Origin of the sequence: Vibrio sp. SCSIO 43132 (genome assembly GCF_019904195.1) — a bacterium.
Classification (GTDB): domain Bacteria; phylum Pseudomonadota; class Gammaproteobacteria; order Enterobacterales; family Vibrionaceae; genus Vibrio; species Vibrio nigripulchritudo.
The window spans coordinates 714,233-739,288 of record NZ_CP063199.1; the positions used below are offsets into that span (position 1 = coordinate 714,233).

18 protein-coding genes, 2 tRNA genes, 1 rRNA gene and 1 other annotated feature are annotated in these 25,056 nt (G+C 46.2%); of the genes, 11 read left to right on the forward strand and 10 right to left on the reverse strand.

Annotated features, from left to right (window positions below; all coding sequences use genetic code 11):
• The first annotated feature begins 42 nt into the window (after positions 1-42).
• Positions 43-1,029: a beta-N-acetylhexosaminidase gene (nagZ, locus tag INR79_RS03270; protein WP_223095994.1), complete on the forward strand. Its 987-nt coding sequence runs from the start codon at positions 43-45 to the stop codon at positions 1,027-1,029.
• A 48-nt stretch (positions 1,030-1,077) separates the two neighbouring features.
• Here nagZ and btsR read toward each other — a convergent pair whose 3' ends face one another.
• On the reverse strand, positions 1,078-1,800 hold the full coding sequence (gene btsR, locus INR79_RS03275; RefSeq protein WP_022600131.1) for a two-component system response regulator BtsR: 723 nt from the start codon (positions 1,798-1,800) through the stop codon (positions 1,078-1,080).
• Positions 1,794-3,476, reverse strand: a complete 1,683-nt coding sequence (locus INR79_RS03280; RefSeq protein ID WP_223095995.1) for a sensor histidine kinase — start codon at positions 3,474-3,476, stop codon at positions 1,794-1,796. Before INR79_RS03280 ends, btsR begins: the two co-directional genes overlap by 7 nt.
• Before the next feature lie 215 nt (positions 3,477-3,691).
• Between INR79_RS03280 and INR79_RS03285 the strand changes: the two genes are divergently transcribed.
• Positions 3,692-4,768 carry a 3-deoxy-7-phosphoheptulonate synthase gene (locus tag INR79_RS03285; protein ID WP_004397935.1) on the forward strand — a complete coding sequence of 359 codons (1,077 nt, stop codon included), beginning with the start codon at positions 3,692-3,694 and terminating at the stop codon, positions 4,766-4,768.
• A 12-nt stretch (positions 4,769-4,780) separates the two neighbouring features.
• On the forward strand, positions 4,781-5,908 hold the full coding sequence (gene tyrA / locus INR79_RS03290) for a bifunctional chorismate mutase/prephenate dehydrogenase (protein ID WP_223095996.1): 1,128 nt from the start codon (positions 4,781-4,783) through the stop codon (positions 5,906-5,908).
• 62 nt (positions 5,909-5,970) lie between these two features.
• Here the strand turns inward: tyrA and INR79_RS03295 are convergent, their stop codons facing one another.
• The 3 genes from INR79_RS03295 to ettA form a co-directional block, all read right to left on the reverse strand.
• Positions 5,971-7,005: a M23 family metallopeptidase gene (locus tag INR79_RS03295; protein WP_223095997.1), complete on the reverse strand. Its 1,035-nt coding sequence runs from the start codon at positions 7,003-7,005 to the stop codon at positions 5,971-5,973.
• Positions 7,006-7,015: 10 nt separating this feature from the next.
• Positions 7,016-7,384, reverse strand: a complete 369-nt coding sequence (locus tag INR79_RS03300) for a PilZ domain-containing protein (RefSeq protein ID WP_004397938.1) — start codon at positions 7,382-7,384, stop codon at positions 7,016-7,018.
• A 184-nt stretch (positions 7,385-7,568) separates the two neighbouring features.
• The gene (ettA, locus tag INR79_RS03305) at positions 7,569-9,236 is read right to left on the reverse strand and encodes an energy-dependent translational throttle protein EttA (protein WP_022549720.1); all 1,668 of its coding nucleotides are present in this window, start codon (positions 9,234-9,236) and stop codon (positions 7,569-7,571) included.
• 435 nt (positions 9,237-9,671) lie between these two features.
• On the opposite strand from ettA, the gene sltY reads away from it, so the two are divergent.
• Positions 9,672-11,603, forward strand: coding sequence for a murein transglycosylase (gene sltY / locus INR79_RS03310; RefSeq protein ID WP_223095998.1), 1,932 nt, complete (start codon positions 9,672-9,674; stop codon positions 11,601-11,603).
• A gap of 104 nt (positions 11,604-11,707) precedes the next feature.
• Positions 11,708-12,010: a trp operon repressor gene (trpR, locus tag INR79_RS03315; RefSeq protein ID WP_004397943.1), complete on the forward strand. Its 303-nt coding sequence runs from the start codon at positions 11,708-11,710 to the stop codon at positions 12,008-12,010.
• Positions 12,011-12,074: 64 nt separating this feature from the next.
• Here trpR and yjjX read toward each other — a convergent pair whose 3' ends face one another.
• The 5 genes from yjjX to INR79_RS03340 form a co-directional block, all read right to left on the reverse strand.
• A complete protein-coding gene (yjjX, locus tag INR79_RS03320) occupies positions 12,075-12,602 on the reverse strand; it encodes an inosine/xanthosine triphosphatase (RefSeq protein ID WP_022549722.1) in 528 nt (175 codons plus the stop codon).
• 19 nt (positions 12,603-12,621) lie between these two features.
• On the reverse strand, positions 12,622-14,949 hold the full coding sequence (locus tag INR79_RS03325) for a putative bifunctional diguanylate cyclase/phosphodiesterase (protein ID WP_022594800.1): 2,328 nt from the start codon (positions 14,947-14,949) through the stop codon (positions 12,622-12,624).
• A 281-nt stretch (positions 14,950-15,230) separates the two neighbouring features.
• Positions 15,231-16,400, reverse strand: coding sequence for a prephenate dehydratase (gene pheA / locus INR79_RS03330; protein WP_022610289.1), 1,170 nt, complete (start codon positions 16,398-16,400; stop codon positions 15,231-15,233).
• Positions 16,401-16,415: 15 nt separating this feature from the next.
• Positions 16,416-16,539: a sequence feature (Phe leader region), on the reverse strand.
• Between the two features lie 113 nt (positions 16,540-16,652).
• A complete protein-coding gene (hpf, locus tag INR79_RS03335; RefSeq protein WP_004397954.1) occupies positions 16,653-16,985 on the reverse strand; it encodes a ribosome hibernation-promoting factor, HPF/YfiA family in 333 nt (110 codons plus the stop codon).
• Positions 16,986-17,350: 365 nt separating this feature from the next.
• Positions 17,351-18,076 (reverse strand): outer membrane protein assembly factor BamD, encoded by a 726-nt coding sequence (locus INR79_RS03340; RefSeq protein ID WP_004397955.1) that lies wholly within the window; start codon positions 18,074-18,076, stop codon positions 17,351-17,353.
• 137 nt (positions 18,077-18,213) lie between these two features.
• Between INR79_RS03340 and rluD the strand changes: the two genes are divergently transcribed.
• The 6 genes from rluD (at position 18,214) to INR79_RS03370 (ending at position 25,007) form a co-directional block, all read left to right on the forward strand.
• On the forward strand, positions 18,214-19,188 hold the full coding sequence (gene rluD / locus INR79_RS03345) for a 23S rRNA pseudouridine(1911/1915/1917) synthase RluD (RefSeq protein ID WP_223095999.1): 975 nt from the start codon (positions 18,214-18,216) through the stop codon (positions 19,186-19,188).
• Between the two features lie 31 nt (positions 19,189-19,219).
• On the forward strand, positions 19,220-19,945 hold the full coding sequence (pgeF, locus tag INR79_RS03350) for a peptidoglycan editing factor PgeF (protein ID WP_223096000.1): 726 nt from the start codon (positions 19,220-19,222) through the stop codon (positions 19,943-19,945).
• 126 nt (positions 19,946-20,071) lie between these two features.
• A complete protein-coding gene (gene clpB, locus INR79_RS03355) occupies positions 20,072-22,648 on the forward strand; it encodes an ATP-dependent chaperone ClpB (RefSeq protein WP_223096001.1) in 2,577 nt (858 codons plus the stop codon).
• 505 nt (positions 22,649-23,153) lie between these two features.
• Positions 23,154-24,711: ribosomal RNA gene (locus tag INR79_RS03360) — 16S ribosomal RNA — on the forward strand.
• Positions 24,712-24,813: 102 nt separating this feature from the next.
• A tRNA-Ile gene (locus INR79_RS03365) sits at positions 24,814-24,890 on the forward strand.
• Between the two features lie 41 nt (positions 24,891-24,931).
• A tRNA-Ala gene (locus INR79_RS03370) sits at positions 24,932-25,007 on the forward strand.
• Positions 25,008-25,056: the final 49 nt, after the last annotated feature.

Sequence of the window (25,056 nt, forward strand, 5' to 3'; positions counted from 1 at the left end):
TCAATATATTAACCTTAACTCGGGATAACAAGAGGCATACTTATGGGACCACTCTGGATAGATGTTGCAGGCTATGAGTTAGATGCAGAAGACAAAGAGATTTTGCAGCATCCGACAGTGGGTGGAGTCATCTTATTTGCGCGAAACTATCACGACAATGAACAGCTTCTCGCGTTGAATGCCAGTATCCGCAAAGCTGCCAAGCGCCCCATACTGATTGGTGTCGATCAGGAAGGGGGACGAGTTCAGAGGTTCAAAGAGGGTTTTAGCCTTATTCCTCCCGCGCAGGATTTTGCCAAACATAACCAAGGTCTTGAACTGGCGGAGCAGGCTGGCTGGCTCATGGCAGCCGAGCTGATTGCTCATGATGTCGATTTGAGCTTCGCTCCTGTTCTAGACAAAGGGCACGATTGCAAAGCTATTGGTAACCGAGCGTTTGGTGAAGATAAAGAAACCATACTGAGTCACAGCCAGGCTTATATGAAAGGTATGAAAGCGGTAGGAATGGCGACCACAGGCAAACATTTCCCGGGGCATGGCGGCGTTATTACTGATACGCACCATGAGACGGCGATTGATGAGCGCGACTCCATTTTTGAACAGGATATGGCGATATTCAAAGCGCATATCGATGCAGGTGTGATTGATGCCATGATGCCTGCCCATGTTATTTTCCCTGAATACGATCCCGAGCCAGCCAGCGGAAGCGCTTACTGGCTTAAAAAGGTGTTAAGGGAGCAGCTTGGTTTTCAGGGAATCGTCTTTTCTGATGATTTAAGTATGGAAGGTGCAGGAGTAATGGGAACGCCTGCTGAACGTGCAAAGCAGTCTCTTGATGCGGGATGCGACATGCTACTGATGTGCAATAATCGGGACTACACCGTGAGCGCATTGGATAATCTGCCGATTTCGGAAGTCCCTAATGCTCTCCATTTGCTGAAAAAGCAGAGTTTTTCGTTAGCAGATTTGCGATTGAGTCACGAGTGGAAGCAAGCATCTGAAGCCATGAAACGGATGTTAGAAAGCTAACTACTCCCCATATACTACTGCCGTGTATCATTATTCCACGGCAGTTTTCTATTGGATCCCTAACGTTTCTTTAAGACTTTTTAGGTATCGTCTGCTCACCGGAACGGGTTTCCCGCTGTGAGTGATTATTTCAGCAAGTCCATGCTCTAACAGTTTAATTTCTCGAATCGCCTGAGTGTTGACCAGATACTGACGATGGCAGCGAAGCAGCGGTGTTTTCTGCTCCAGAATTTTCAAGGTTAACTGGCTGGTGGCGGTCTGCTCAGCGGTTTTTACCTGAACCCCCGATATGTCGGTGAAAGCAAATTCCACCTCTGCGATAGGAAAAATGACAATCCGATTGTGCCCAACACAAGGCACCTGCTCCAGCTTATCTTTGATCATTGGAGAGTAATCTACGGGCTGTTTGAGTTCAGCCGTTTTTACCAGTCTGGCAACACACTTCTCAAGCCGTTTCTGTTCGACTGGCTTGAGCAAATAATCAAAAGCATTCTCTTCAAACGCCTGAATTGCGTACTGGTCGTAAGCAGTGACAAATACAACATTAGGCATAGTATCTGGGTCGAGCATTGAGAGCAGCTCGATGCCGCTGACCTGTGGCATATGGATATCGAGGAAGACCACATCGGGTTTCAGGCTGTGGATCTTTTTCAATCCTTCAATCGCATTGGACGCCTGATCGATAATTTCGATTTTTTGTGTTTCCAGGAGCAGTTCCGTTAGCTCTTCTCTGGCGAATAATTCGTCATCTATGACAATCGCGGTCAGCATTCGTGTGTCTCTGTATTCGGTAGTGTAAAACTCATTCGAGTGTATTCGTGTGGCAGACAGTCAATCTTCAATGCGGATGACTTACCCAACTGATTGGTCAGTCTTTTGTTGACGATGTCTAGCCCCAGACCAGAGTGTCCATGCTCTGGAGTGGTATACAACCCCGCATTATCCTCCACTACAATGGAGTAGTGGTTGTCGGCAAACTGGCTGTATATCCGGACTTTACCATTTTCCAATAGCTGAGAAATACCATGTTTGATAGCATTTTCGACAAGAGGCTGTAGGGTAAAACTTGGGATGATTCTTTCGAGTAAGGCATCGTCTATTGCCCATTCGACTTCGAGCCGGTCGCTGAACCGTGCTTTTTCGATCGTCAGGTAGGCATTCACATGATCGAGTTCTTCTTTTAGCCTGACGGTCTCAATGTTCTGTTTTAAGTTGCTACGGAAAAAGCGAGAAAGATGCTGGATGAGCTCTCTTGCTTTGTCAGGGTCTCTTCGGGTGATGGCACTGATGGTATTCAGCGCATTGAACAGAAAGTGAGGGTTTACCTGAGCGTGCAATAACTTGATTTCAGCTTGTGTCAGCAGGGTCTGCTGTTCTTGGTAATCCCCATACAAGACCTGACTGGAAAGCAGTTGAGCTATGCCTTCTGCCATCGACATGTTTATGGTTGAAAACAGCTTTCTCTTTGGTTCATATAGCTTGATGGTACCTATCACATCTTCTCCCGCTTTTAGCGGAATAATCAATGCTGAACCCAATTTGCAGTCGTTGGAAATTGAGCATTGGTAGGGGCGTGTGGTGCCATCTAAGTAAATGATTTTATTATTTTGAATTGCATCAATGGTGCTTTTGGATGAAATAGGGGTGTTCGGTTTATGGTGGTCGTCTCCAATCCCGACAAAAGCCAGAATTTTGTCTTTATCGGTTATCGAAACTGCGCCCACATTCGTCTCTTCATACACAATGCGGGCAATTTTGTTTGCGTTGTCTGCATTGAACCCTGAACTAAGAATACCCACCGATCGTTCGGCAATTGTTAGAGCTCTTCGGGAAAAGGCGGCTGAGTACTTCTCAAAGATGGTTTTTCTGTCTTGAAGGATACTCATGAACAGCATGGCACCCACTGAGTTTGCGATGATCATTGGTGCTGCAATGGCGCTCACTAACTGGTAAGCCTGATCGAAAGGTTTCGCGACTGCCAGAATGATCGCCATCTGAACGATTTCGGCAAATAAGGTCACAGAGAACACCACGATAGGATTAAACAGCTGGCTGGTTTTGCCCCGTCGAACATAGTAGCTGTGGAGTAATCCGCCAATAAGCCCCTCGGCAGTGGTCGAAATCGCGCAGGCAAGATCGGTGAATCCACCGAGCGAATACCGGTGCAGACCCCCAGTTAATCCAACTGCAAACCCGACAACAGGTCCGCCAAACAGCCCGCCCATAACGGCTCCAATGGCACGGGTGTTGGCGATGGCATCGTTGATCTGAAGACCGAAATAAGTGCCCATAATGCAGAACAACGAAAAAAGGACGTAACAGCTGAGTTTGTGGCTTAAGCTGGAAGAAATATTAAGCAAAGGCAAAAAGATGGGTGTTTTGCTCAGCATATAGGCTAAGACAAGGTACACGCACATTTGCTGAAGCAAAGACAAAATTAAATCCATAGCCATTCCTGAAGGAGGGTTTTCCGCTATTTTAATCGATATTCTTGCGAAGTAGGAAAAGAACCGTGTTTACATGGTGTGTAAATTTATATTTACAGCAAATGTTTTTTTAAGTTTACGCTTGAAATACTTTTTTTAGCTGTTATTTTGTTCGTTATTGGATGTATAGCTCGCTGATTGAAGTGGGTGTAATTTTAAGTTTACAGGTAATGGAAATGCAAAAAAGCGAATTAAGTAATATACACATCAGCGACGAACAGGTTCTTATCACACCAAACGCACTGAAAGAGAAAATCCCACTCAGCGAAAATGCACGACGATTCATTCAACAGTCTCGTCAGGAAATTGCGAACATTCTGGATAAAAAAGATCATCGCTTGCTAGTGGTATGTGGACCATGTTCCATTCACGACATTGATGCAGCTAAAGAATACGCCAAACGCCTGAAAGCCCTGTCTGAGAAATTGAATGATCAGCTATACATCGTGATGAGAGTTTACTTTGAAAAGCCAAGAACGACGGTTGGCTGGAAAGGTTTGATCAACGACCCGCATTTGAATGGGACGTTTGATATTGAGCACGGTCTGCACGTAGCTCGTCAGCTTCTGGTCGATTTGGCTGAAATGGAAATTCCACTGGCAACCGAAGCACTGGACCCTATCAGCCCGCAATACTTAGCGGATACGTTCAGTTGGGCTGCGATTGGTGCGCGTACCACTGAATCTCAGACTCACCGTGAAATGGCGAGTGGTCTGTCTATGCCAGTTGGCTTTAAAAACGGTACGGATGGCAGCCTGGCAACCGCCATTAATGCGATGCAGGCGGCTTCCTCTGGTCACCGCTTTATGGGGATAAACCGCGAAGGTCAGGTTGCACTACTGACCACGCAAGGTAACCCTCATGGTCATGTCATTTTGCGTGGTGGTAAGCAGACTAACTACGACTCAGTCTCTGTTGCTGAATGTGAAGAAGAAATGGCGAAGTCAGGGCTGGACGCCGCACTGATGGTCGATTGCAGCCACGCTAATTCCCGTAAGGACTTCAGCCGTCAGCCTTTGGTTGCAGAAGATGTAATTCATCAAATCCGTGAAGGAAACAAGTCGATCATCGGTCTGATGATTGAGAGCCACATCAATGAAGGCAATCAGGCGTCAGATATTCCTGTAGATCAGATGGCGTACGGGGTTTCTATCACCGATGCGTGTATCAATTGGGACACAACTGAGGCACTATTAACACATGCACACCAAGAGCTGGTGCCATTTTTAGAAGACAGAATAAAAGACCAATAAGGTAAAAGCTGAATGGCAGTTGAACTGAATGAATTGAGAGATCAAATCGACCAGGTGGATAAACAAATGGTCGATCTGCTAGCCCAAAGGCTAGCACTGGTAGAAAAAGTCGGGGAAGTAAAGAGTGAGCACGGGCTACCCATTTATGTCCCCGAGCGTGAAGCCGCAATGCTGGCTTCAAGACGCGAAGAAGCGGAAAAGCAAGGCGTACCACCTCAACTGATCGAGGACATCTTGCGTCGCACCATGCGCGAATCATATACCAGCGAAAAAGATTCAGGATTCAAGTGCCTTAACCCAGATCTGGGTTCGGTTGTGATTGTCGGCGGTCATGGTCAGCTTGGTGGTTTGTTTGGTCGCATGTTCCGGTTATCAGGCTACAACGTAAAAGTGTTGGGGAGTCAGGATTGGGAACGTGCCGATGAAATACTGGATGGAGCGGGACTGGTTGTTGTGACGGTGCCGATTCATCTGACAGAAAGTGTCATCGCAAAGCTGGGTAATCTTCCTGAAAACTGCATTCTTTGTGATTTGACCTCGATTAAAGCCAAGCCTCTGGCAGCCATGATGGATACTCATCAAGGTCCGGTAGTTGGTCTTCATCCTATGTTTGGTCCGGATGTACCAAGCCTGGCGAAGCAAGTAGTGGTGTTCTGCGATGGTCGCGGTGAAGACTCTTACCACTGGCTGTTGAAACAAATTGAGATTTGGGGCGCGAGCCTGTGTAAGTGTGAAGCCCAAGAACACGATCATGGTATGACCCTGATCCAGGCTCTGCGCCACTTTACTTCGTTTGCTTATGGTTTGCACCTAAGTGGCGAAAACCCAAATATCGATAATTTGCTTCAACTCAGTTCCCCTATTTACCGGCTGGAGCTGGCGATGGTCGGGCGTTTGTTTGCTCAGGACCCTAACCTGTACGCAGACATCATTTTATCCTCAGAAGACAATATTGAGATGATCAAACGCTTCCATCAAAGTTTTGGCAGTGCTTTGGAAATGTTGGAAAAAGCCGACAAAACAGCCTTTGTTGAGAGCTTTGAAAAGGTTGGTGACTGGTTTGGGGATTATTCCCAGCAATTTATGGAAGAAAGTCAGAAGCTGCTTAAGCAAGCCAATGACGCCATTCACCGCGGTTAAGCAACAGACAAAATGAAAAACGGCTCCTTCTGGAGCCGTTTTGTTTTTCAATGCAGTCGGGTTTAATTGACCACTTCCTTTTCTGTTGCGTTTTTAACGGTATCCACGGAGTCAGGTTCTTTACTTGGGTTCTGCGTTAACAGAACCTGCAATTTGACGACGTTACTCATCACATCCACCAGTGATGCCCATTTGATGCTTCGTTCTTTCTCAAACAAGGTATCAAAGCTGTCTGGGGTCCAGTCCATAAAGTGCTTAGGATTTAATGTTCTGCCCAAGAAACGCACTTCGTAATGCAGGTGAGGGCCGGTCGAATTGCCAGAGTTACCACAGGTTGCAACCACATCGCCTTTTTTCACGAACTGACCGCTGCGAACTTTAAAACTCTGCAAGTGCGCATAAGACGTCATAAAGCCAAAAGCGTGACGAAGTTTCAACAAGTTACCGTAGCCTTCTCTGCTTGGTCGACGCAGTTCTACCACACCGTCCGCTGGGGCAAGCACTTGCTCCCCGCGCTGACAGGTTAAGTCGATACCTAGATGACGATGGCGTTTTCCAGTAATCGGGTTCTTACGGTAACCGTAGCTTGAAGAAATACGCTGATAGATCACCGGGCTGTCGTTTGGAAGCAGTCGGAACATGGTCGCGCGTACAGCCGAGTCAATGGCAGCCGCGTCAATCCGTTGCTCCAGTGAAAGCTCAGCATAATCAACCACAGACGTTTCCTGTGTAATACCAAGGACAGATTCAACATCGTTGACACGTTTACCCAATGTCAGAATCTCGCCTTTCTTCTCTTCCAGCTCTTGAGTTAAAGAGTGGTTGGCACTTATCTGCGCTTCGTAAAGCGCCTTAAACTGATCGCTTTTCTGGTCAAGGTAATCAATCTGAGTCTGCGCGTGAACGAAGCTTTGCTCCGCTCGCGCAAGTGAACTCTCTGCATGGTCTTTTGCAGAAAGGTACTGGTAGATGGATGTGCCCAGGAAACTTGGAAGGGCAAACAGTGAAAGAAGAATACCGGCTGTCGCTTTTCTTCCCACAAAAAAATGCTGTACCCCAGACGAAGTCGGGATAGATATCTGTATTTTTCGAGACATTTATTGCTTGTTAAGCACCTAAATCAGATAGCTGCTCTAATTCTCTATGCAAAAGGGCTTCATCACCAACATTCAGTTCAACCAATCGTTTCAGGTGACTGATGCTGTCAATATCAATATGGTGGATACTTACTCGCATGAACTGGTCGTTCAGCTCCACAATTTCAGCCTCTAATGATATCACAATGTCACTTTCAGGTAACTCGATGTCGACGTCTAACATCGTGTTCTGACTGAGCTGATGGGTATCTGGCGTGCTAGAAAGCAAAAGTCCATGCAGTGACAGGTCTCGGATTTCGCTGTTTAGGGACAAGTCGCCTTGTATGAGTCTGGCAGGCGCTTGGTAGACAACACGAGAAAATCGACGGCGTTCAATCATAGTTTGCTCTCTTCGGATAAATGCTTAAATTTTGCCCTATGGTACTCCTTCTGCGGAGCAAATAGGAAAAGAGTCGGTTAAATTTGTGACGCCTAAGAAATCCAGTTCAGTGCTTCTTGATTCATTTCGTACATATAAGAAAAGACCGCCTGGGCGGTCTTTTGCTTGAAAACGTGCCGCTTTTTTACTTAGCGATACGTTTGTACTTGATTCGATGAGGCTCTGCAGCCTGAGCGCCAAGCGTTTGTTTCAACCACTCTGTATACTCAGTATAGTTGCCTTCGTAGAAGTTCACCTGACCTTCGTCGCGGTAATCAAGAATGTGAGTAGCGATACGGTCCAGGAACCAACGGTCGTGCGAGATAACCATGGCACAGCCTGGGAATTCAAGTAGCGCTTCTTCCAATGCACGAAGAGTTTCTACGTCCAGGTCGTTGGTCGGTTCATCGAGTAGCAATACGTTACCGCCTGCTTTAAGCAGTTTCGCAAGGTGGACACGGTTGCGCTCACCACCAGACAGCTCGCCAATGATTTTTTGCTGGTCAACGCCTTTGAAGTTAAAGCGAGAACAGTAAGCACGCGCAGGAATTTCGAAGTTGTTGATCTTGATGATGTCAGAACCTTCAGAAATTTCCTGGAATACGGTTTTGCTGTCGTTCATGCTGTCACGGAACTGCTCAACAGAAGCAAGGCTGACTGTATCGCCCAGTTCGATAGAACCAGAATCCGGCTGCTCTGAACCACTCAACATCTTAAACAGGGTAGATTTACCTGCACCGTTCGCACCGATGATACCAACGATGGCACCCTTAGGAACGCTGAACGACAGATCATCAATCAGAACGCGATCGCCGAATGATTTTGTAAGGTTGTTAACTTCAATAACCTTGTCACCCAGACGCTCACCTGGCGGAATGAAGAGCTCGTTAGTTTCGTTACGCTTCTGGTGATCGCCGCTTTGCAGTTCTTCAAAACGAGCCATACGTGCTTTGGATTTCGCCTGACGACCTTTCGGGTTTTGACGAACCCACTCCAGCTCTTTCTCAATGGTTTTCTGGCGCGCTTTTTCTTGAGCTGCTTCTTGCTTTAGGCGAGCATCTTTTTGCTCTAGCCAAGAGGTGTAGTTACCTTCCCATGGGATACCTTCACCACGGTCAAGTTCTAAGATCCAGCCTGCTGCGTTGTCAAGGAAGTAACGGTCGTGGGTAATTGCCACAACAGTTCCTGTGTAATCGACTAGGAAACGTTCCAGCCAAGCTACAGATTCTGCATCCAGGTGGTTGGTTGGTTCGTCGAGAAGCAGCATATCTGGCTTCTCAAGAAGCAGACGACAGATGGCCACACGGCGACGCTCACCACCGGACAGGTGCTCGATTTTCTGATCCCACTCAGGAAGACGAAGCGCGTTCGCGGCACGCTCTAGTGAGTTTTCAAGGTTGTGACCGTCTTTCGCCTGGATCAACGCTTCCAGTTCGCCTTGTTCTTTCGCCAGTGCATCAAAGTCTGCGCCTTCTTCCGCGTATGCCGCGTAAACCGCATCCAGACGTTTTAGCGCGTCAGCAACGTCAGCAACGGCTTCTTCAACCACTTCGCGTACTGTTTTCGATTCGTCCAGTACAGGTTCCTGTGGAAGATAGCCTACGTTAAGACCAGGTTGTGGGCGTGCTTCACCATCAATATCGGTATCGATACCAGCCATGATGCGTAGAAGCGTAGATTTACCAGCACCGTTCAGACCCAAAACACCGATTTTAGCTCCTGGGAAGAAGCTTAAAGAGATGTCTTTAAGAATTTGACGCTTAGGTGGCACAATCTTGCTCACCCGCGACATGGTATATACGTATTCAGCCATTGCCGATCTTTCCTGTCGTTCAAAAATTTAGGGCTGTATTTTATACCCAAGTAACCTCAAGATGCTAGGTTGCGAAGGCGATGCTTTGTTTGTCAATTTGTGCGCTTACCAGCGTTAATGGGGCAAAGCGTGTCTGGCATTTGGGATGGGAAAAGAAATTTTACAGAATAGATAGGACTTTTCCGGAACTGGCTGTTTAGATAGAAGTCTAGTGGTATACCCTTGTTTTTCGGTGCTTTCATAACAATACGCCGAATTTGTTCTCAACAAGGGAAAAACAAACCTAAAATTATTCTGAACAGTCAGGTTGTCTCTGACCTGAATATAAAGTATCACTATAAAACTTTGTTCATAAAGTCGTATTAAGATTGCCATGGATAAGCTAGGTCGTCAGAACCTAATCCCCAGGCAAAGCATTCAAAAGGACAGGTATTCATGCGAAACATTTCCAAACGGATATGTGTAGCGTATCTGGGCATTTTCTCTGCCTTTTCTGTAGTAGCAGAAAACTCAGATACGTTGATACAGAAGCGGCTGAAGTACGCTCAGGCTCAGTCGTTACTTGATGCAAGAAAAGTGGAAGAATACCAATCGATAAGACCAGACATCGCTGACTATGTGCTCACTCCCTATACCGACTATCGGGCTTTCCTAGTCGATATTGGCAAACGAAGCATTGAAGAAGTCAGTTATTTTCAAAAGCAGCATTACACTCTACCTTTTTCAAAGCGCATTCGCGCTTCCTACCTGGATGGTCTGGCAAAAGAAAAAGACTGGGAAACCATTTTTCGCTACCAGACAACCAAACCGCGTGGTGAAACCTATCAGTGTTATTACTACTACTCTCAGTTGATTCATGGCGATAAGAATCAGGCTTTAAAGGGTGCTGAGTCTCTATGGCTGAGCGGTAGCAGTGTTTCTTCAGCTTGTGATGATTTGTTTGAAGCCTGGCAAAAAGCAGGGCTAAGAACCGACGACAAAGTTTTAGACCGAATGGTGCTGGCGTACGAAGCGCGAAAAGGGCGCATGCTGACCTATTTGAAGAAGCTGCCTGAAAGCAAAAAAGCCAAAGCAGAAGCGGAGAAAATTGCCAAACTTTACCGTGCTCCACAAGAGATAGGACGCTTCGCTAAGAAGTCCTATGTTACTCCAAGAAATCAAAAGCTTGCCTGGCATGGCTACCGAAAGCTGGCGAGAGCCAATGCCGAGGAAGCGGTTAAGCAGCTCAATCTGGTTGTGTCTGGGCAGAAACTGACGTCTGAGCAGAGACAACAACTTGCGGATTACACCGCGTTCAGATTAATCAATACCGATTCAGAAGAACTCATCGCGTGGCGCGACAAAACCATTGCCAAGTCCAGCAATATTGCCCTGATTGAGAGAAGAGTGCGCTTAGCGTTGCAACATGCAGACTGGAAAGGTGTAAAAAATTGGATAGCTAAGTTACCAGACGATAAAAAGTCTGGATTACGCTGGCAGTATTGGCTGGCTCGCTCTGAGATTGAGTTGGGCGAAACTGCTTCGGGTGAGCAACGTTTAGAATCCTTGCTTGGTAAGCGCCATTTCTACAGTGTGGTGGCTGCTCAAACCTTGGGTACACCAATCAAATACGACATCAGCAAGAGTGAGCCAGACTCCGCTTTGGTAACTCAACATCAGGCGACGTTGGACAGAGTACATGAGTTGATCGCTTTAGATAAAATTGCTGCTGCAAAAAGTGAGTGGCAGTGGTTGTTGCAGCGTTCCTCTGCACAGGAGAAAAAAGCACTGGCTCATTACGCTTCCAACCAGAAGTGGTCTCATTTAACTGTAAAAGCTTCTATTGCAGCAAAAGTATGGGATGAAATTCATCTGCGCTTCCCGATCGCTCACCGCTGGTGGTTTGAGTTTTATGGCGACAAGTACAACATAGAGCCCATTACCCTAATGTCTCTGGCACGCCAGGAAAGTGCGCTGGATGTACAGGCTCGTTCTCCTGTTGGGGCACGAGGCATCATGCAAATTATGCCTGCTACAGCAAAATACACCGCCAGAAAGTTTGGTATTCCTTACAAAACGCCAAAAGAACTTCATGATGTGAAGAAGAATATCGAAATCGGCAGCCAGTATTTGAGCTACCTGCTCGACCAATACGACGGCAACCGTATCTACGCGTTTGCTGCATATAACGCAGGGCCTCACCGCGTAAAACGCTGGAGAGAAAACAGCGCACAGAAACTGGATGTTTTTGCCTTTATTGAAGCAATCCCATTCAAAGAAACCCGCGGGTATGTTCAGAATATCTTAATGTTTGAATCGTATTACCGTTTCTTAAGTGGCACGAAAGGCGATTTCCTCACTAAGAATGAAAAGGAAGAGCGATACTAAGGGCAGCAAGAAGCATTGAAGCGCAATAAAATTTGTGCTTCTTTACTGCACCTTCTAGCCACTTGAGTATAAAATGGTGAGGAAAAAGTCACTGAGAGAAATTTATGTCACCAGAGCCAGAGTATCAGGAGTGGCAGGACGTTATTGATTTGGTTGCGAGAGCAACGGAAGAAGATAAACATGGCATGTTGTTGACCATGTTAATGACTCCTGATGAAAGAGAAGCCATTCAAGCCCGAGTGAATATCTTTAATGAGCTGTTAAAAGGTGAACTGTCTCAACGGCAAATTAGCCAAATGTTAGGGGTCGGTATCGCAACCATCACCCGCGGTTCTAACGAACTGAAAAACAAGTCAGACAAAGAAAAAGCGTCGTTAGAAAACTTACTGAAAGAAGTGAAAAGCTAAACGTTACATATATCAGGCAGCAGATGCTGCCTTTTGTTTTTCACGGGAAGCAATATACAGAAAGCTATATATTGTCAGGGAAAAGCTCAGGATTGATGAATGGGATCAGCGCCAGAATTAATGCCTGATGATAGACCGAGCTTCGGGTCAGTACATTACCAGTGAGCAAGCTGATCGCCCCGCCTTTTTGTTTGATGTTATCCGTTCCGAAAGTGCTATCCATGACATCCCCGAGTTCTTTTCCAGCATGCACCTGTTCCACAACTTTTGGGGGGAGCGGAAGGCTAGATGAACGAGACTCCCCACGCTTATTTCCAGATTCAATCACCATCCAGGCAAAGGTGTCATTACCTTCGTTACCCGCTTCTAACCCTACGTAAAAATGCGCGTTAGGCTGAGCATCTCTTGCATTCTTGACCCGGTTCAGCGCGCCTGTTTTGGTCTCCTGATTCGACATGGGTTGATCGGCAACTTCGCTGGGAACAGAGATTCCTTCGAATTCGAAATGTTCTTCTGGCAGCGCTTCCGCAAACGCACTTTTTACAGCGTTGATTTTTGCTGGGTTCAAAGAGGCGACGACGACTTTTTTCATTTTTAGTTATTCCATGCTTCTAGCCAGACGCATATAGGTCTGCTTTCCATCCCTTTAACTGGTCAAGAGACATCGGCTGACCGAAATAGTATCCCTGCATATAATCGCATCCGCTTTGAAGAAGCCAGGTATGCATTTGCTGGCTTTCAACACCTTCCGCAGTGACAGAGATATTTTGCGAATGGCAAAGTTCTATCAAAGGCTTGATTATATGCTGCTTATTGGACTCCAGCATAGCCAGCAGGAAACCGCGATCGAATTTAATTTTCTGAACCGGATACTGAACTAACTGGGTAAAAGACGTGTAGCCTGAGCCAAAGTCGTCGATTGCCAGTTCAAATCCTTGAGAGGAAAGCTCATGAAGCAGTGGGTAGCCCTGACTTTCTGCTGCAAAGGTCTCAGTGATTTCAAAATCAACCTGATGATAAGGGATTTGGTATTGCTGAGCTTTCTGTTCAATGAACGTGGCAAGCTGGCAGGAGTCCAGCTCGGCAGAAGACAAGTTAACGGAAAGCTGAACTGGTTGTTCAAACAAGCTTTGTATCTGATGGAAGTTGGAAAAGGCTTTTTCAATAACCCAGCGATCTATAGTTTCAAAAAGGCCCGTCTGTTCTGCCAAGGGTATGAATTCAGATGGCTCTACTGTTCCTAGTTTTTGAGAGTTCCACCTCAACAAGGCTTCGACCCCCACCACTTTGGTGCCACTAGAATTCATATACGGCATATACACCAAAGAAAACTCGTCTTGATAATCCGCTCGGCGCAATGCGCGCTCAATACTGCTAATGCGCTGAACTTCTTTATCAAGTGCTTTGGAGTAGAAGGTGTATTGATTCTTACCTGCTCGTTTAGCCTGGTACATAGCGGTATCAGCATTAGAAAGCAGGTGTTCGATGTTGTCCCCGTCCATAGGGTAAGTGGCAACACCAATACTCACAGTAATGGGGAATGTTCCAACCGGAGAAATAAAACCAGACTGCAATGGCTGAAGTATGCTCTGGCAGAAATGATGGATGATGGAGGTTTCCAGTTCCGAGCCTGAAATATAAACGGCAAACTCATCGCCCGACAGCCGAGAGGACAGAATTCTGACCTGATGCTTGGTGGCCATTCGTTCTTCCAGCTGGTTTAAGTTCTTAGCAAACTGCACCAGCAGTGCATCACCGATCTTGTGACCGTATTTGTCGTTCACAAACTTGAAGTTATCGAGATCGATATAGAGGATACAGTGCTTTTCTTCTTCATCGGTATCCTGCGTAAGTGCCAAGGCTTTCGCCACCTGAGATTGGAAATAACGTCGGTTAGCGAGTTTGGTAAGCTGATCCATCTCAGCCAGCTGTTTGGTCTTCTGATAGTTGTCTGCCAGGCTCTGATACATCTCATAAAACTTATGAGATAGATGACCAATTTCGTCGTCAGTGTCCAGACGTTGAATGTTTGCACGCTGGCGATTTTCAACTTCCCTGAGCTGCTTGGCTAATCGGGTAATAGGGAAAATAACGTAGCGATAGAAAAGCAGGATGAGCAAAGAAACGGTGATGAAAGAGGACATGCTAAAAGCGATAAGCAGTTTGAAGAGGATTTCACCGAGTTTGTTTTCTACAACGAAGCTGGAAGGGTCTAGCGTTGCCCATCGAGTTGGAGAGAGCTGGACGCTGTGAGTGAGCTCTCGAGTGTGTGTCGGGGGTTCTGGTGCGTATGTCAGTACAGTCAGGTGCTCTCTTTCCAGTGCGTGCCTTAAGTTGTCGTATTCCGTGGTTTCTATCATGGCAACAACGACAAAGAAGTTTTCAGGGATAATGGCTTGTTTTGCTGAGGAAAATGTCTGTCTGTTGTATATATCATACTTTACTAATACTCCCCCCGCTTCCTTGTTGAATAGGTACTCTGTCTGAGACCATATTCCATTTTGAACGCCTTGCTTTACAAAAGAGGCAATCTTTTTATCCAGCCAGGAATAGGGGTCGACCTGATTTTCAACGTAATAGGTAGTGCGAAACTGATTATCCAAGATGCCTAACGCAGCAAAATTCCCATTGTGTACAGTGAGGTCGGTAAGGGTCTGGTGCAGGCTTCGGCTGAGTTCGAATTCTCGATAGGGGTTGTGGGTGTCGTTGAAAAAGCTTCGAAGTACATCACTGTGGCTGAGTGTGTAGGTATAACTATTGAGAAAGTTGGCGGCTCTTGAATAATGGCTGGCAAGCTTCTCCATATTGAGCTGGATGGAGCTTTTCTCAAGCTTGATTAATGCCGTGTGCTGCCCGAGGTAAATGATATAACTTGATATTGCGGCACTGAGTACAACGACGGGAATTATTAAGAGTAAGGTTCGTTTGCTTAACTTCATTCTTTATTTTTACGTTTCATCAATGAATACGACCTACCCAAACTGAGGTAATGCGCGCTGAATAAGGTTGGGTTTTCACGCAATGCGGACGCTGAATTTTAGGAGCAACTTACCTTAATTTACTGGCTTTGTAGTGTGAGAAATGACTTAACTTTAAGAATTTGGGGGCGTTATTCGCGGAATATGCGTGCAAATGGAAGTAAGCTCACTCTTATATGAAAAGAGTGAGCGAAAGTGAAATTACATAGAATTTAGGGTGTTAAATGGGTTCAGTTTTACAATTAACCCAGAGAAACCTGAGTGGCTTCGACATTTTCAATTGGATAGCAACCCAGCACTTTCAGATGAGTGGTCAACTTGATCAACTCTGTGATGGCGCTGTCCATTTCATCGGAATCAAGGTGCGCTTCTAAATCGACATAAAACATTTCTTCCCACGGGTTACCCATGATTGGGCGAGATTCCAACTTGGTCATGTTGATGCCGTAGCGTTGAAGTACCAATAAGCTTTCAACCAGAGAGCCAGCTTTTTGAGAAGTAGACATAATCAACGTTGTTTTCGCAGGAATTTGAGTCGAAACTTCCACGGGTTTACGCGCAACGACGATAAAGCGAGTGTGGTTTTCGGTTTGATTTGCAATGTTTCCCTGAATTGGCTGTAGCCCATATAGCTTGCCACTTGATGCGTTGCCTATTGCTGCGACGTCTTTGCGATCCAACTCTTTTACTTTCTGCATGGCATCGGCAGTACTGACACAAGATTCAAGTGCAACGCCTTTCATTCTGGATAAAAATTCACTGCATTGCTGATGTGGTTGCGGGTGCGAATACAGGGTTTTAATGTCTTCCAGTCGAACATCAGAAGTCGCCACAAGACAGTGCTCAATTGGCAGAGTAAGTTCACCAACGATATAAAGAGTCGTGTGTTGCAGTAAGTCGTAGACTTCATTGATGGAACCCGAACTGGTGTTTTCAATTGGTAATACACCGTAGTCCGCGTGACCAGACTCTACCGTGGACGCCACTTCTTTGAAGTGTTCGCAATTAAGCTCAATCAACTCAGTATTTTTACGGCTGAAATACTGATGACTGGCGAGGTGTGAATATGAACCTTTTGACCCTAAGAATGCGACGCGGGCTAAAGGCTTACGGCTTTCACTTGGGTTAAGTAGATTCTGCAAGTATGCCTGCTGAAGGAGCACCGAATCTTCAATAATGGTGTGAAAAATTTTGGTGATGTAGGGTGCATCCAATTGATATTTGTCTTTGCCGTTATTGATAAGCTTGACCAGCAGTTGTTGCTCACGTTTCGCGTCTCGCACGGGCTTTGAAGTTTCGACTTTGCTCTTTGCCACTTCAATGCTGAGTTCACGTCTTTCCGAAAGCAGCTTAAGAAGTTGGTCATCCAGTTGGTTAAGACGTAATCTGATAGCGTCTAATCTGTCTGTCATTTGATTATTATCCTTATTAAAAAAGCCTCCCGTTTGGGAGGCTTTCTGTTCGTTTTTGACTTTTCTTTCAGTAAACGACTTCTGCCCCCAATGCTAGGAGATAAAAAAGAAGTCAAAAAAGAACAGGTTAGTTGAACGCATAAATACTTTTCATTGGTGAGTGTTTATACACAATAAGCAAAGCGGCTATCTATCGTCAAGTAAAAAAAGTGGCACCTATTGGTGCCACTTCTTCATGAATCTAAGTTGGGTTTATTCTGCCTCTTCCAATTCAGGCTTATTCGAATGGCTTGCACGCCTTGCGTCTGGTTTATGGCGCAGTTTATTCAGTTGTCTCTCTAGTTTTTGTTCTACTTCATTGACTGCGATGTACAGATCTTCGTGCGTTGCAGAAGCAATAAGTTGACCTTTTGGTACTGAAATAACGGCTTCAATCTTCTTCTGCTTATTTGGCTCTTCGCTGATGGTTGCCTGGCAACCAATGAATTCAACTTGCCACTTCTCTAGTTTTTTAAATTTACCCTCAATGTGATTACGGATGGCAGAGGTGATGTCGATGTTTTTACCAGTGATGTTTACTTTCATATTTGTTTTTCCTCTGTTTCGTCCCTCATGGGTTAACTCCAGATTACTTATTGGGCTCGAAAAGAATGTGATTAAGATCAATTTCTGTTTGAGGAAATTCAACTTCGAATACGAATGTGATCTCAGGCAAAAGGCTGATTAAATTCTGAAAAAAATGCTTGTTGAACAGAGAAAAGTGAGTAGATTGGTAAGAGTCAGCACGCTAAAAATACTCTATTTTTAGGGGCTCAGTACGATTCTCAAAACCTACCTGATTAATCTTTACTCTAAGTTCTTTTGTGATGTATGTCACCTTATAATCTTGTGCTTAATTTCCAGTGAATACAAAAAAAGCAGCCGAAGCTGCTTTCTAAAATTGTGCTTCCCTAAACAGGGTTCAATTCGATGAGTTGCTGTGTACGGTCAATCGCATCTTGCAGCCCCAGCATCTTGTACGCCTCTAACTGAATAAGCAAAGATTTACGTGCAGCTTCTGTATCGGGGAAGGTCTTCTGCAATTCCTGACAACGGTTGATGGCGGCGATCCACGCTTCTCGACGCAGATAAAAGTCCGCTGTTGCTAAATCGTATTCTGCCAAACGGTTTTTAAGCGCAAACATACGCTGCTGCGCATCTTCTGCATATGGGCTGTTCGGATAACGTTGCAATAAACGTTTGAAATCTGTGAATGCCGACTTTACCGGTTCAGGATCTCGGTCAGAACGATCTACGTTGAATATATCGTGCATGAAGTTCCGATCCTGCGCCATGTGAGTTAAACCGCGCATGTACAAAACCCAATCTGATTTTTCATGAGTTGGATTTAAACGGGTAAAACGAGCGATAGTCGCCAGCCCTAAAGCCAGATCGTTGTTTTTATAGTACGCATAGATCAAATCTAGCTGTACTTGCTCTGAGTAAGGTCCAAACGGGTAGCGTGAATCCAGTGCTTCCAGTTTGTCTATTGCGGTCCGCCAGTTACCTGTTTGAAGCGATACTTTCGCATCAGAGTACAATTCTGCTGGTGGCACATCAGGCACAACCTCTTTGCTGCTAGAGCATCCAACCAGAAGCCCTAAAGCCAATAAGCCCGACAATGTATGCTTTTTCATGTCCGCACTTCGTTCCTTACAGTAAATATTTCTTAGTGTCCGTTACTTTCTTTTCTGTTAACGGATACAATGACGCAATTCTATTATTTTATCCATACTAGTGGGTATTAGTCTCACGGTTTTTAAAAAAGTTCGATATGGCTCAGCAGATTGAATTAACAAGTACAGTAAAAGACAACCAATTAGGTCAGCGTTTAGACCAGGCGGTTGCAGAACTCTTCTCCGATTTTTCTCGTTCTCGACTTAAGGAATGGCTGAAAGAAGGAAAGATTCAAGTGGATGGCGAAGTTGTCACCAAACCTCGTTTGAAGGTGATGGGCGGCGAGGAAATCATTCTCCACGCAGAGTTAGAAGATGAAGAGCGCTGGGAAGCGCAAGACATTCCTCTGAATATCGTTTATGAAGATGACGACATCTTAGTCATCAATAAACCGAGAGACTTTGTCGTTCACCCAGGGGCGGGTACGCCTGATGGCACGGTTTTAAATGCATTGCTGCACCATTTCCCAGACATCGCGGAAGTGCCTCGTGCTGGTATTGTGCACCGTCTTGATAAAGACACCACGGGTCTGATGGTGGTTGCGAAAACGGTTCCTGCCCAGACTCGTCTAGTTCGTGAACTGCAAAAACGTAATATCACGCGAGAGTACGAGGCAATTGCCATTGGTCGCATGACTGCTGGCGGTATGATTGAAAAGCCAATTGGTCGCCACTCAACAAAACGTACCTTAATGGCAGTGAACGAATTGGGTAAACCGGCGGTAACCCATTACCGCGTTGCGGAACATTTCCGTGAACATACGCGTATTCGACTTCGTCTTGAAACAGGTCGTACTCACCAGATTCGTGTGCACATGTCTTATCTTCAGCACCCACTTCTCGGGGACACGCCATATGGCGGTCGTGCGCGAATTCCAAAAGGTGCATCTGAAGAGTTAACGGAGATGATCCGTGCTTTTGACAGACAGGCGCTGCACGCAGTGATGCTTCGATTCGCTCACCCGGTGACAGGTGAAGAGCTGGAATTCCATGCTCCCGTTCCTGATGACATGGTCGCAATGGCGGAAGCACTGCGCATAGATACTAAAGAGAATCCTCTAGACGACTATTAGTAAGAATTGATAGTAGTAAGAGACTAAAAGCATGGAACTGATTTATCCAAACTGGGATGCCCCTTCAAACGTCAAAGCCGTGAGCTCGACCCGCATCGGCGGTGCATCGTCTTCACCTTACCGAGGGCTTAACCTAGGTACTCATGTGGGAGATGATGAGCGCTTGGTCGACGAAAATCGAAGTCGGCTTATATCAAAGGCATCGATGCCAACGGCTCCTGTTTGGTTGAATCAGACCCATTCCACTCGAATCGTAAATTTAGTGGAACCCACCGATAACATCCTAGATAGCGACGGTGCAGTCACCAATCAATCTGGTATCGTATGCTCAGCCATGACAGCCGATTGCTTACCTGTTCTATTAACAGACACCCAAGGAACACAAGTTGCTGCAGTTCATGCTGGTTGGCGCGGATTGGCAGATGGCATTCTAGAAGAAGCGTTATCGCATTTCTCTGGCAATGTGATGGCGTGGCTGGGACCCGCAATCGGGCAAAATGCCTTTGAAGTAGGTGAAGATGTTCGAACCGCGTTTAGCGATGTACTACCTCAAGCGGTTGATGCTTTTTCTGCAGGAGAGCTAGAAGGTAAGTGGTTTGCGGACATGAACTTACTGGCAACACAAAGGTTAAATAAAGAAGGCGTTTCACGAATCTTTAAATCTGAACTTTGTACTTACAGCGACCCTCAATATTTTTACTCCTATCGTCGCGATGGTATTACTGGTCGAATGGCTAGTTTTATCTGGCTTGAATAAAAAACCTCTCTTATTTAGCTAAGGAATGGATGTGCATCCACTTACTTAGTTTGCCCCCTTGAAATTGTCGAATGGCGTACCTATCTCCTAACCTAGTTAAAGAACAATAAAAGGTTGGAGGTTGTTATGCGTCTCGATCGTTTTACCAGCAAATTCCAGGTTGCTATTTCTGACGCACAATCCTTAGCACTCGGTCGCGATCATCAGTACATCGAGCCTGTTCATCTTATGGTGTCACTACTTAATCAGGATGGCAGTACCATTCGTCCACTGTTAACTATGCTAAATGTGGATGTGGTTCAGCTTCGCTCAAAGTTAAGCGAAATGATGGATCGCCTACCCAAAGTCAGTGGAATTGGTGGTGACGTTCAACTGTCATCGGGAATGGGTACGCTCTTCAACATGTGCGACAAAGTGGCACAGAAGCGGCAAGACGCCTATATCTCCTCTGAAATTTTCCTTCTCGCAGCTATCGAAGACAAAGGCCCTTTAGGGATCCTTTTGAAAGAGCTGGGCTTAACCGAGCAAAAAATCTCGGGGGCAATTGAAAAAGTGCGTGGAGGTCAGAAAGTAGAAGATCCTCACGCCGAAGATAAACGCCAAGCGCTCGAAAAATTTACCATTGATCTGACTGAACGTGCGGAACAGGGCAAGCTAGACCCGGTAATTGGTCGAGACGATGAGATTCGTCGAACCATACAGGTCCTTCAGCGCCGTACCAAGAATAACCCAGTAATTATCGGTGAACCTGGTGTCGGTAAAACGGCCATTGTTGAAGGGCTTGCTCAGCGCATCATCAATAATGAAGTTCCAGAAGGGCTTCGCGGACGTAGGGTTTTGTCTCTGGACATGGGCTCTCTAGTTGCCGGTGCCAAATATCGTGGTGAATTTGAAGAAAGGCTGAAGTCGGTTCTCAACGAACTTTCCAAAGAAGAAGGCAATATCATTCTTTTCATCGATGAACTGCATACCATGGTAGGGGCAGGAAAAGGTGAAGGCTCTATGGATGCAGGAAATATGTTGAAGCCTGCATTGGCTCGCGGAGAACTGCATTGCGTGGGTGCGACTACTCTGGATGAATACCGCCAATACATCGAAAAAGATCCCGCACTTGAACGTCGTTTCCAAAAAGTGCTGGTGGACGAACCGTCGGTGGAAGACACAGTTGCCATTCTTCGTGGGTTAAAAGAAAGATACGAATTGCACCACCACGTGGAAATTATCGATCCAGCTATTGTTGCCGCAGCAAGTTTGTCACACCGCTATGTATCGGATCGACAGCTGCCTGACAAAGCGATCGATTTGATTGATGAAGCAGCTTCAAGTATTCGAATGCAAATAGATTCCAAGCCTGAGTCATTGGATAAGCTGGAACGAAAAATCATCCAGCTTAAGATAGAGCAGCAAGCACTGGTCAATGAACACGATGATGCCAGCTCAAAGCGCTTAAAAGCCCTGAATTCAGAACTGGAAGAAAAAGAACGAGATTACTCTGAGCTTGAAGAAATCTGGAAGGCAGAAAAAGCAGCGCTTTCTGGTACTCAACATATAAAGAGTGAGTTAGAACAAGCGCGCATGGATATGGACTTTGCTCGCCGAGCTGGTGACTTGAACCGTATGTCCGAGTTGCAATACGGACGTATTCCTGAGCTAGAGAAGCAGCTAGATCTGGCAACCCAAGCGGAAATGCAAGAAATGACGCTGTTGAAGAACAAAGTGTCAGACGCTGAAATTGCAGAAGTGCTCTCCAAGCAAACAGGGATTCCGGTATCCAAAATGTTGGAAGCGGAAAAAGAGAAGTTACTTCGAATGGAAGAAGTGCTTCATAAACGTGTGATTGGTCAGCAAGAAGCCGTTGAAGTGGTGTCCAATGCCATTCGACGCAGTCGTGCAGGTTTATCGGACCCAAATAAGCCGATCGGTTCCTTCTTGTTCTTAGGTCCGACTGGTGTGGGTAAAACCGAACTTTGCAAAACCTTGGCAAGTTTCATGTTCGACAGTGAAGATGCGATGGTACGTATCGATATGTCGGAATTTATGGAAAAACACTCGGTTGCAAGATTGGTGGGCGCGCCTCCTGGTTATGTCGGTTATGAAGAAGGTGGCTATTTAACAGAAGCCGTTCGCCGTAAGCCTTATTCCGTGATTCTTCTGGACGAAGTCGAAAAAGCACATCCAGATGTATTTAATATCCTGCTTCAGGTTCTCGACGACGGTCGACTAACGGATGGACAGGGAAGAACTGTCGATTTCCGCAATACCGTAGTAATCATGACATCGAATCTTGGTTCCTCTCGTATTCAGGAGAACTTCGCGACCTTGGATTACGATGGAATGAAAGAAGAAGTAATGGAAGTGGTCAGCAAGCACTTCACACCTGAATTCTTAAATCGTGTTGATGAAAGTGTGGTGTTCCATCCTCTGGGTAAAGAGCATATCAAGTCGATTGCTTCTATACAGCTCACTCGTTTAGGCAACCGAATGGCTGAAAAGGGATATGAGTTAGAAGTGTCGGAGAAAGCGTTGGATCTTATTTCAGAAGTCGGCTTTGACCCGGTTTATGGTGCGAGACCTCTTAAGAGAGCGATTCAGCAGAGTGTCGAAAACCCACTAGCTAAAGCAATTCTCGCTGGAAAGGTGAATCCAGATAAGAAAGTCCAGCTATTAGTGAATAAGGACAGAATCATTGCCCACCAAGCTTAGATTCGAAAAGTGTGATTAGTAAAAGAGGGATTTATCCCTCTTTTTGCTTATTTGCAGCGCGCTTTGATGTAATTCTGAGCAATCAAACGCTCGGCATGAACTTTTTTCAAATTTGGGGTTGCGCCATTAAACGAAGTCCCTATAATGCCGCCTCGTTGTCACGGATTAATCGCGATAACAGGGCAAATTAACTGAGTTGAAAAAAGTGTTTGACACAACAACTTAACTGGCTAAAATGTCCGTCCGCTTTGAGAGAAAAACTTCTCGAAAAGCCAAGTTCTTTAACAATATAGACCTATCAATCTGTGTGGGCACTCGTTGATGATAATCCAAATAGATACTTCGGTATCAATTTAGGTTTCAATGAACTGAGTGACCATTCGAATTGGGAAGCAGCCTTGAGCTGTTTTGTTTTACTTTTTCAAAAGTGAAAACCAATAAGAGCACAGTCAATTCAAACATTACTTTATGTAATGTTCAGTATTCATTGAGCCGACCAAATCTTAAATTGAAGAGTTTGATCATGGCTCAGATTGAACGCTGGCGGCAGGCCTAACACATGCAAGTCGAGCGGAAACGAGTTGTCTGATCCTTCGGGGAACGACAACGACAACGGCGTCGAGCGGCGGACGGGTGAGTAATGCCTGGGAAATTGCCCTGATGTGGGGGATAACCATTGGAAACGATGGCTAATACCGCATAATAGCTTCGGCTCAAAGAGGGGGACCTTCGGGCCTCTCGCGTCAGGATATGCCCAGGTGGGATTAGCTAGTTGGTGAGGTAAAGGCTCACCAAGGCGACGATCCCTAGCTGGTCTGAGAGGATGATCAGCCACACTGGAACTGAGACACGGTCCAGACTCCTACGGGAGGCAGCAGTGGGGAATATTGCACAATGGGCGCAAGCCTGATGCAGCCATGCCGCGTGTGTGAAGAAGGCCTTCGGGTTGTAAAGCACTTTCAGCAGTGAGGAAGGGTGTGTATTTAATAGATGCGCATTTTGACGTTAGCTGCAGAAGAAGCACCGGCTAACTCCGTGCCAGCAGCCGCGGTAATACGGAGGGTGCGAGCGTTAATCGGAATTACTGGGCGTAAAGCGCATGCAGGTGGTTTGTTAAGTCAGATGTGAAAGCCCGGGGCTCAACCTCGGAACTGCATTTGAAACTGGCAGGCTAGAGTACTGTAGAGGGGGGTAGAATTTCAGGTGTAGCGGTGAAATGCGTAGAGATCTGAAGGAATACCGGTGGCGAAGGCGGCCCCCTGGACAGATACTGACACTCAGATGCGAAAGCGTGGGGAGCAAACAGGATTAGATACCCTGGTAGTCCACGCCGTAAACGATGTCTACTTGGAGGTTGTGGCCTTGAGCCGTGGCTTTCGGAGCTAACGCGTTAAGTAGACCGCCTGGGGAGTACGGTCGCAAGATTAAAACTCAAATGAATTGACGGGGGCCCGCACAAGCGGTGGAGCATGTGGTTTAATTCGATGCAACGCGAAGAACCTTACCTACTCTTGACATCCATAGAACTTAGCAGAGATGCTTTGGTGCCTTCGGGAACTATGAGACAGGTGCTGCATGGCTGTCGTCAGCTCGTGTTGTGAAATGTTGGGTTAAGTCCCGCAACGAGCGCAACCCTTATCCTTGTTTGCCAGCACTTCGGGTGGGAACTCCAGGGAGACTGCCGGTGATAAACCGGAGGAAGGTGGGGACGACGTCAAGTCATCATGGCCCTTACGAGTAGGGCTACACACGTGCTACAATGGCGCATACAGAGGGCGGCCAACTTGCGAGAGTGAGCGAATCCCAAAAAGTGCGTCGTAGTCCGGATTGGAGTCTGCAACTCGACTCCATGAAGTCGGAATCGCTAGTAATCGTGGATCAGAATGCCACGGTGAATACGTTCCCGGGCCTTGTACACACCGCCCGTCACACCATGGGAGTGGGCTGCAAAAGAAGCAGGTAGTTTAACCTTCGGGAGGACGCTTGCCACTTTGTGGTTCATGACTGGGGTGAAGTCGTAACAAGGTAGCCCTAGGGGAACCTGGGGCTGGATCACCTCCTTATACGATACGGATAGTTTGTTTTTACTTTTTAAAGTGAAGACGAATAAGTCGCGATGAGTGTTCACACAGATTGATACGGTTTATAACGTTAAGAGCAATGTTGGGTCTGTAGCTCAGCTGGTTAGAGCGCTCGCCTGATAAGCGGGAGGTCGGTGGTTCAAGTCCACTCAGACCCACCACTATCTTCCCAAAGATAGCGGGTCAGACATTGGATCTTTATGGGGCTATAGCTCAGCTGGGAGAGCGCCTGCCTTGCACGCAGGAGGTCAGCAGTTCGATCCTGCTTAGCTCCACCATCTTTAAGTATTTTCTTGATACAGAATATTTAAAAATGGTTCTTAACGA